Origin of the sequence: Vibrio sp. 10N.261.55.A7 (genome assembly GCF_002877365.1) — a bacterium.
Lineage (GTDB): Bacteria > Pseudomonadota > Gammaproteobacteria > Enterobacterales > Vibrionaceae > Vibrio.
In genome coordinates this window covers 1-1,182 of record NZ_MCWZ01000103.1, presented here as the reverse complement: position 1 = coordinate 1,182, position 1,182 = coordinate 1, and the positions used below count along the sequence as shown (strand labels likewise).

General features: G+C 41.9%; 1 protein-coding gene. It reads left to right on the top strand.

Going from position 1 to position 1,182, the window contains the following annotated elements; genetic code table 11:
- Positions 1 to 518, top strand: a 518-nt coding sequence (locus BCU12_RS07670; protein ID WP_133153828.1) for an STAS domain-containing protein, incomplete at its 5' end; no start/stop codon positions are given.
- Between the last annotated feature and the right edge of the window lie 664 nt (positions 519 to 1,182).

Sequence of the window (1,182 nt, the reverse complement as noted above, 5' to 3'; positions counted from 1 at the left end):
TTGTTATCGGCACTTTTGAATGGGCAACGTTCAAACTTGCTCGCCGAGTACCAAAACAAGATTTCTTTGTTATCGTCTTAGTGACCATCGTAACAGTACTTACTGACCTTGCTATTGCAGTTGCTGTCGGTGTGATTGTTTCAGCTCTTATGTTCGCTTGGGAACACGCTAAACATATCTATGCAAGCAGCAAACTGAATGATGAAGGCTCAAAAGAGTACCATATCAATGGCCCTATCTTTTTCGGCTCCGCAGCTAATTTCTTAGAGCTGTTTGATTTCAAAAATGACCCAGATGACGTTATTGTCGATTTTGCTGGTTCACGTGTGGCTGATCACTCAGCAATCGAAGCGATTGAAACACTTGCCGTACGTTACTCAACATTAGGGAAGACACTTCATTTACGTCACTTGAGCCCTGACTGTCGCGCCCTGCTTCATAAGGCAGGAAGTTTGGTCGAGATTAACGTAAAAGAAGACCCTAGCTACAAAGTTGCTACGGATGTTCTAGCAGGTTAATCGGCTTTTAAAAGCACAAAAAATTCATCAGGCTTACCTTCGGGTAGGCCTTTTTTATATACCTTTCTTAGTTTCCTCTATAACTGAGAAAACCAACGCTAACTCAGCCCTGTAAGACGCAACCATAATTAGGCATCCACTCTTTCACTTGCACTTCCCGCTCTTGAATGTATTACGCTTAGTTTCAAGTCGGTACCTATTACACTAATCTTTGGCCAGCAGCCCTGTCCTTTTTTGCGCCTCTAGATCCAGAATCACCTGCAATCGAGACACAAGTTGAATCGATAACTGATAGCTGGACCTTTTAGACAGCAAACAGAAGCACTACGATTACGTGTCTCTTTTGTGCGTATCAGGGTTATCTCCTCACACTGATGCTCATCACAAAATATCGCCCTTTTCCATCGGCACTTTGTTAGTCAACGATCCAATTCTCGTGAACATTACTAAGAAGATAAAAACAGAGAAAACAGCCTAATACACTCCATTGAACTCTCTGATTGCGCTTTCAATCATTAGGTCGACAACGTATAAACAACTCAAAAATACAACTTGAATATCGACGGCCCTAATTTATACCCATAAAAAAACCCCAACCAGAAGGTTGGGGTTCAAAGTCAACATTTCGTGCTAGCGAAAGGTTTTATCTCAATAGAAGTCTTAC